The sequence below is a fragment of the Lentzea sp. NPDC060358 genome (genome assembly GCF_042725365.1).
Classification (GTDB): Bacteria; Actinomycetota; Actinomycetes; order Mycobacteriales; family Pseudonocardiaceae; genus Lentzea.
Map to the genome: position 1 here is coordinate 1 of NZ_JBHXCW010000326.1, position 7,069 is coordinate 7,069.

Sequence of the window (7,069 nt, forward strand, 5' to 3'; positions counted from 1 at the left end):
CCTCGGCGGGCACGTCGGCGTCGGCCTCCGTCAGGGTGAAGCGGATGGTCGTCCCGCTCGCCGCCGTCGTGTCGAGCCAGATCCGCCCGCCGTGGTACTCGACGATCTTGCGGCACATCGCGAGACCGATGCCCGTGCCGGAGTACTGGTCCTTGGTGTGCAGCCGCTGGAAGATGACGAAGATCCGTTCGGCGTACTGCTCCTCGATGCCGATGCCGTTGTCCCGCACCGAGAACACCCACGTGCCGTCCTCGCCGGGCTCGGCGTCGATCCGCACCACCGGCGCCGCTGCCGACCGGAACTTCACGGCGTTGCCGATCAGGTTCTGGAACACCGCCGTCAGCAGCCGGGCCTCGCCGCGCACCTCGGGCAGGTCGCCCACCTCGACCGTGGCGCCGGTGTCCTCGAGCGACTGGGCGAGGTTGCGGCGGGCGTCGGCGACCAGGTCCGCCGCGGGCAGGACGACGTGCTTCTCGCGGTGCCTGCCCACCCGGCTGAACGCGAGCAGGTCGTTGATGAGCAGCTGCATCCGCTTCGCGCCGTCGACGGCGAAGTCGATGTACTGCGTGGCGCGGTCGTCGAGCTGGTCGCGGTAGCGCCGTTCGAGCAGCTGGCAGAAGCTCGCGACCTTGCGCAGCGGCTCCTGCAGGTCGTGGGAGGCGACGTAGGCGAACTGCTCCAGCTCCGAGTTCGACCGCTTCAGCTCGGCCGTCGCGGCGTCCAGGGCGGCGTTGCGCTCCTGCGCCTGGTCCAGCTCCGAGACGATCCGGGTGCGCATGACGTCGACGTCGCGGCCCAGCTCCCGCAGCTCCGACGGTCCGGTCGCGGTCACGGTGTGCGCGAAGTCGCCGCCCGCCACCAGCCCCACGTGCCCGCGCAGCCTGCTCAGCGGCCCGACGATGTGGATCAGCACCGCCGCCACGCACCCCAGCACCGCCAGCAGCAGCACGGCCAGCGCGACGATGCAGGTGACCGCCATGCCGGTGGCCGCGTCGTTGAGGTCGGCCCGCCCCTCGGCCCGCTGGAACGCCAGCTCCTCCTGCAACGCCGACAGGGCCACCCGCACCGCGTCGAACCGCTGCTTGCCCACCGACTCGTCGGGCACCGGGACGCCCGCCCGCACGGCGGCGATCGTGGGGTCGGCGTACTGGCTGCGCCAGCCGTTCATCGCCTCGTCCAGCGCCGTGAGCCCCTCGGCGACCTTCGGCGTGTCGAGGGCCGCGACGGTGGCGCGGGCGGTGCTCTGGCGGTCGAACCCGTTCGAGTAGGGCTTGAGGAAGTCCTCGCTGCGGCTGAGCACGTAGCCGCGCACGCCGTTCTCCTGGTCGACCAGGTCGGCGCCGAGCTGCTGGGCGCTGACCACCGCCGGCCCGACGACGTCCAGCAGCCGCGCCCGCGCCCGCGAGAGGTCGCCGATGGCCAGCAGCACCGCGAGCGTCGCCCCCAGCAACACCGCCACCAGCGCCATCGAGATCCAGACCGACCACCGCCGCAGTGACGGGCCGGCCGGCACTGCACCAGAACTCGCGCGCACGGCGCCTCCCCCTGTCACGACGCCGTGGCGCCGGCCTCAACACGTGTTGAGCCGCGCAATCGTAAGGTCGCGCTCCCAGAGGTCCGTCACCGGTGCGGCGGGCCGGCCCCGCGCGGAGGCCGGCCCGGTCCGTCAGCGGTGGGCGACGGCGAAGTCGTCGAAGCCCGCCCCGGTGTTGAAGACGCGGACACCGTTGGCACCACTGGAATAGCTCGTGTCGGTGACCGAGATCCTCAGCGCGTCGCCGACGTAGACCTTGATCGACGAGCCGATCGCCTCGACCCGCAGCCGGTAGGAGACGTTCGGCCTGATCGTGACGGCCGCACTCGCGAGCTGCGTCCAGTTGTCGTCGGCCTTGCCGAGAACGACCTTCCCGGTGCCGCTGATGCCCGCGTAGTAACCGCGGTAGCCGTCCGTGCCGGTGTTCGGCTGCGTGGCCCTGAACACGACGCCGGCGTCACCCGCGGCCGAGCGCGGGGTCACGGTGACGTCCTGCACGAAGTCCGAGAAGTTGGTGTCCAGCAACGCCTTGCCGCCGTAGGAGGCACCGGCCTCGTACCGCTTGGCGCTCGTCGACCAGCTGCCGCCGTAGGTCGTCCAGCCGACGGAGTTGGCGTCGTCGAAGTTGTCCTTCACCCGCATGGTCACCGGCGCGATCGTGCCGTCGGCGTTGAAGGTCATCCGGTCGTAGGCGAGCTGCCGGTCGTTGGCGCCGCTGAGGCTCAACGGGCGCCGGTGGTAGAAGATGTACCAGATGTCGGTGCCCGGAACGTTGAGCACGGCGTTGTGGCCGGACCCCCGCGCCACCGCTGCGTCCTGGGCGAGCACGCGGCTGATCTTGGTGAACGGGCCGGTGGGGGAGTCGGAGATCGCGTAGGAGACGGCGTAGTTCGGGCCGGTCCAGCCGTCCTCCGACCACATGAAGTAGTACTTGCCGTCCTTCTTGAACATCTGCGAACCCTCGGTGAAGTTCGCCGGCGTGATCTCCTTGTAGGTGCTGCCGTCCGGGAACTGGCCGAGGCTCGTCATGTCCGCGTTCAGCTTGACGACGTTGGCGTGCCCCCAGCCGCCGTAGTACATGTACGCCTGACCATCGGTGTCGACGAACACGTCCTGGTCGATGGGCTGCGCGCCGTTGACGAACTGCGCGATCAGCGGCTTGCCGATCGCGTCCCGGTAGGGCCCCTCCGGCCGGTCGGCGACGGCCACGCCGATCCCGCCCAGCTCGGAGTTGCCCTGGATGTCGTTCGCGCCGAAGTACAGGTAGTACTTCCCGTTGCGCTGCACGGGCGCGGGCGCCCACACGGCCCGCCGCGCCCACGACACGTCGGCCTTCGTGAGGACGTTGGGGTGCTTGGTCCAGGTGACCAGGTCGGTGGAGGAGAAGGCGTCCAGGTACGTCTGCTCGTCGTAGGGCCGCGACGAGGTGGGGAAGACCCAGTACCGGTTGTCGTAGACCGCGACGTCCGGGTCGGCGTACCACCCGTCGACGATCGGGTTGCCGGCCTCGGCCGTCGAGAAGTCGGGTGCGGCGGCCGGCGGTTCAGGGGAGGACGCCCCGGCGGACGACGTCACGGGAGGCACGCAGGCCAGCAGCAGGGCGGCCAGCGAGGCCACGACGATCCTTGGTGTCAACGTCTCGTCCAATCTGCAGGGTCGGACTCGCTTGCAACGTTGTAAACACGGCGTGGATCGATCCAAACAGTTCCGCCCGGCAGCTGTCCAGGCCCGGAGGGCGGGACCTGGCCGATCCCGCCGTCGTCCCGCCCGCTCAGGCCTTGTCGTGGATGGTGATCGCGTACCCGTCCGGGTCGGCGAAGGCGAACGTGCGCCCGAACGGCCCGTCGAACGGCGAGGTGACGATCGGAACCCCGTGCGCGGCGAGCTCGTCGTGCAACACCTGCGCGTCGTCGGCTTGCAGCCACAGCGCGACCCCCAGGCCGGGCTGCCCGGCGTCCAGGTCCACGCCGGGCGTGGCCTCCCGCACCCCGAACGGCACCGGCGTCGTCGCGAAGACCACCGCGCCGGGAGGGCTGGCGGGCAGCCGGCGCAGCCCGAGACGGGTCTCGTAGAACTCGGCGGCGCGCTCCAGGTCGCGCACCTGCAGGGCGAGGAAGTCGGGTCCGGTCACGGTCATGTCGTCTCCTATGTCAATGTCCTGACATCCAAAACCGTATGTCATGATGCTGACATGGGTCAAGCCGAGGTAGTAGGACCGCTGGACCAGGCGGTGGGGTACGCGCTGAAAAGGGCCGCCACGGCGCTGCGCACCGCGATGGAGGCGGTCCTGCGCCCGCTGGACCTGACCGTGCCGCAGTACTCGTGCCTCGAGGTGCTGTCGCAGCAACCGGGCCTGTCCAACGCGGAACTCGCGCGGGCCGTCTTCGTCACCCGGCAGTCGATGAACCTGGTGCTGCGCGGCCTGCAGGACCGCGGCCTGGTGAGCCGCCCCGCGACCGCGGCGCACGGCAGGGCGCTGCCCACCGAGCTGACCGACGCCGGCCGCACCCAGCTGCAGGCGGCCAGCGCCGCGGTGCGGTCGGTCGAGAAGCGCATGCTCGCGCCGTTTTCCGCTACCCGGCAGAACCAGCTGCTGCGCGACCTGGCCGCGTGCGCGGAGGCTCTCGGTCCCGAGCCGCTGCCGTCGTGACGCCGGTCCTGTTCGGATCGCCGCGGCCGACCTGGTGGGACTTCCTGCGGGTGGTGACCTGACCTCAGTCCTCGCGTGCGCCGCGCCGGTCCCGCACCAGTTCCCTCAGCTCGTCCGGCGTCAGCCAGCGGGTGCCGCGGTGGATCATCCGGTGGCAGTTCGCGCAGAGGACCGCGAGGTCGCGGAGCCTGGTGGAAGTCGGGCCTGAGACGTGCAGGGGTGTCTTGTGGTGCACCTCGGCGTAGCGCTTGCCGCGGTCGCCGTAGACGCGTTCGAAGTCGAACTCGCAGACCTCGCAGGCCAGGCAGCTGTGCTCGGCCAGTGCCGCTTCGATCTTCTTCGCCCGCAGCTTCGGGTCGCGCTCGCGGGCGAGGTGGCGGCGCAGGAGGAGACGTCCCTCCCGCGTCGCCTCCTCCTCGTCGAGGTCGGGAGGGACCGGGAGGTCCTCCCACTCCCCGGTTCGCACACCCGCGCGGATGGCCTCGGCTTCGGCCCGCATCTCGTCGGGGCGGTCGAGGAACGCCTGCAGCACCTTGCGGTCGAGCTCGCCGCCCTTCTTCGGTTTGCCGTGGTAGTGCGGTAACAGCACTTCGATGTCGTAGGTCTTGTGCTGCACGGAGTTCGGGTTGCGGAAGTTGTGGTGCCGCCACTCCATCCGGTGCAGCGGCAGGGAACGGAGCAGTTCCGACAGCTCGGCCGCACGCGGGTCGTTCGCGCGCACGTGCTTCCAGTCGTTGCGCATGAGCAGGTCGCAGGCGAGCACGAGCTCGGCCTCCAGCCAGCTGAGCTGGCGAGGCTGCTGCGCGTCGCGCACTTCGAACCCCAGGCTGCGCAGGAGCCGGACGACGGTCACCTGGCCGCCGGAGAAGTCCTCGGCGTTGAGCGGTGACCGGCCCGGCAGATGTCCGTGGGCCACGCCGACGATCGCTTTGGAGTCGTACTCCTTGCCGTTGTGCACGAGTGAGTACGTGCGCGCCGGTCCGAACCCGTAGCGTTCGCGGAACGCGTCGGCGCCGAGCCGGTCGTGTTCCGCCACGGCCTTCAGCACGGCCTCCGCGGTGATCTCCCTGATTCCCACCGCACCACAGTAGGTGCGCCTCCCCGGTATTGACACGACTCGCTCCCGCGATCAACCATGGAAGCGCTCTCATAACCGGTCTGGACCAGTTCTCGGAGCGAGTGGTCACCGGCCGCCCTGAAGTCGGCCGGCACGCTCGCGGAGCACCCCTGCACAAGGAGTCACATGCGCACGCGAACGAAGTGGTTGAGCGCGCTCGCCGCACTGGCGGCGACCGCGTCGGCGGCCATCGCGGTCACACCCGTTCAGGCCGTCGGTCCCGACCTGCTGCCCCTGAACGTCACCAACAACAGCGGCCGCTCGGAGTCGGTGCACCTCTACGTCCTCGGCACGGACATCCGCAGTGGACGCCTCGGGTACGTCAACCAGTCGGGCGCTTTCACGCCGTGGTCGCCGGGCGGCAACCCGCCCACGCCCGCGCCGGACATGTCCATCGCCGGCCCCGGGCAGGGCGGCACCGCGACGCTGAGAGTGCCCAGGTTCATCTCGGGCCGCGTCTACATGTCGTTCGGGGAGAAGCTCAAGTTCTTCCTGACGCCCGACGGGCTCGTGCAGCCGGCGCCGTGGGCCGGTGGCGACCCGAACAGCGGGATCCTGTTCGACTGGAGCGAGTTCACCTACAACGACGCCGGGCTCTGGCTCAACAGCTCCCAGGTGGACATGTTCGCGGTCCCGCACGCGGTGACCGTGACGGGCGCCAGCGGCGCCACCAAGAAGACCGGCGAGCTCAAGTCCGGCGGTCGCGACGCCGTCGTCAACGGCATCCGCAACCAGTCCGGCTGGGGCGGGTCGGTCATGTCCCGTTCGGACGGCACGGTCCTGCGCGTCCTCGCGCCGGGCAAGGCCGCCGACGTCGGCAAGTTCGACCGCAACTACCTGGACTCGTACATCACCCAGGCCTGGAACGCGTACACGGGCAAGACGCTGACGGTGCAGCCGTTCGGCGACCGGCCGGACGTGAAGTACTTCGGCCGCACCTCCGGCACCACGATGAACTTCACGAACACCTCCGGCCAGCAGGTCGCGTCGTTCGCGAAGCCCTCCACCGCCAACGTGTGGGGCTGCGACGGCGCGCTGCACGCACCGAACGACCAGGTGGTGGGCCCGATCGCCCGCACCCTGTGCGCGGCCCTGCACCGCTCCACGCTGGGCCGCATCGACGTCCAGCCCGGCGGTGGTCCCTCGGACTTCTACCAGGGCGGCGTCACCAACCACTACTCGCGGCTGGTGCACCAGAACATGGTGGACGGCAAGGCGTACGGCTTCGCGTTCGACGACGTCCAGGCCCAGGAGTCCCTGGTCCACGACGGCGACCCGCGCTCGGCCGGCATCGTCCTGACCCCGTTCAGCGGCGGCTCCACCCCGCCGCCCACCGGCAACGTCAGCAGCGTCGTGAGCGACTGGCACGGCAAGTGCATCGACGTGCCGAACTGGAACTTCGCCGACGGCCAGCGCCTGATCGTGTGGAACTGCACGGGCGGCACGAACCAGAAGTTCGAGTTCGTGGGCGGCACCCTGCGCACCGAGAACAACAAGTGCATGGACGTGGCCTGGGGCTCGACGGCCAACGGCGCGGCGGTGCAGCTCGCCACCTGTTCCGGCAACCCGGCCCAGCAGTTCGTGCTGTCCGGCGCCGGAGACCTGGTGAACCCCCAGGCGAACAAGTGCGTGGACATCGCCGGGTGGAACCCGGACAACGACGCCGTCCTGCACATGTGGGACTGCGTGGGCGGCGCCAACCAGAAGTGGCACCGCGCCTGACCCGCTGAGCTCTTCCCGAACCCGACGCCTGTCTCTTATACACATC

The 7,069-nt window shown here is 70.2% G+C and carries 6 protein-coding genes; 2 read left to right on the plus strand and 4 right to left on the minus strand.

The genetic code is table 11. From position 1 onward, the window contains the following. The 3 genes from ACFWGZ_RS37825 to ACFWGZ_RS37835 form a co-directional block, all read right to left on the minus strand. The coding region (locus tag ACFWGZ_RS37825) for an ATP-binding protein (protein ID WP_382456405.1) at positions 1 to 1,534 on the minus strand (1,534 nt) is incomplete at its 3' end. A gap of 132 nt (positions 1,535 to 1,666) precedes the next feature. Next, on the minus strand, positions 1,667 to 3,151 hold the full coding sequence (locus ACFWGZ_RS37830; protein ID WP_382456406.1) for a glycoside hydrolase family 43 protein: 1,485 nt from the start codon (positions 3,149 to 3,151) through the stop codon (positions 1,667 to 1,669). Positions 3,152 to 3,305: 154 nt separating this feature from the next. Beyond that, positions 3,306 to 3,671: a VOC family protein gene (locus tag ACFWGZ_RS37835; protein WP_382456407.1), complete on the minus strand. Its 366-nt coding sequence runs from the start codon at positions 3,669 to 3,671 to the stop codon at positions 3,306 to 3,308. Positions 3,672 to 3,725: 54 nt separating this feature from the next. On the opposite strand from ACFWGZ_RS37835, the gene ACFWGZ_RS37840 reads away from it, so the two are divergent. Continuing rightward, a complete protein-coding gene (locus ACFWGZ_RS37840; RefSeq protein WP_382456408.1) occupies positions 3,726 to 4,184 on the plus strand; it encodes a MarR family winged helix-turn-helix transcriptional regulator in 459 nt (152 codons plus the stop codon). Positions 4,185 to 4,248: 64 nt separating this feature from the next. Here the strand turns inward: ACFWGZ_RS37840 and ACFWGZ_RS37845 are convergent, their stop codons facing one another. Continuing rightward, positions 4,249 to 5,262 carry an HNH endonuclease gene (locus ACFWGZ_RS37845; protein ID WP_382456409.1) on the minus strand — a complete coding sequence of 338 codons (1,014 nt, stop codon included), beginning with the start codon at positions 5,260 to 5,262 and terminating at the stop codon, positions 4,249 to 4,251. Positions 5,263 to 5,427: 165 nt separating this feature from the next. Here ACFWGZ_RS37845 and ACFWGZ_RS37850 point away from each other — a divergent pair, with 165 nt between their 5' ends. After that, positions 5,428 to 7,023 carry a beta-1,3-glucanase family protein gene (locus ACFWGZ_RS37850; protein ID WP_382456410.1) on the plus strand — a complete coding sequence of 532 codons (1,596 nt, stop codon included), beginning with the start codon at positions 5,428 to 5,430 and terminating at the stop codon, positions 7,021 to 7,023. Positions 7,024 to 7,069: the final 46 nt, after the last annotated feature.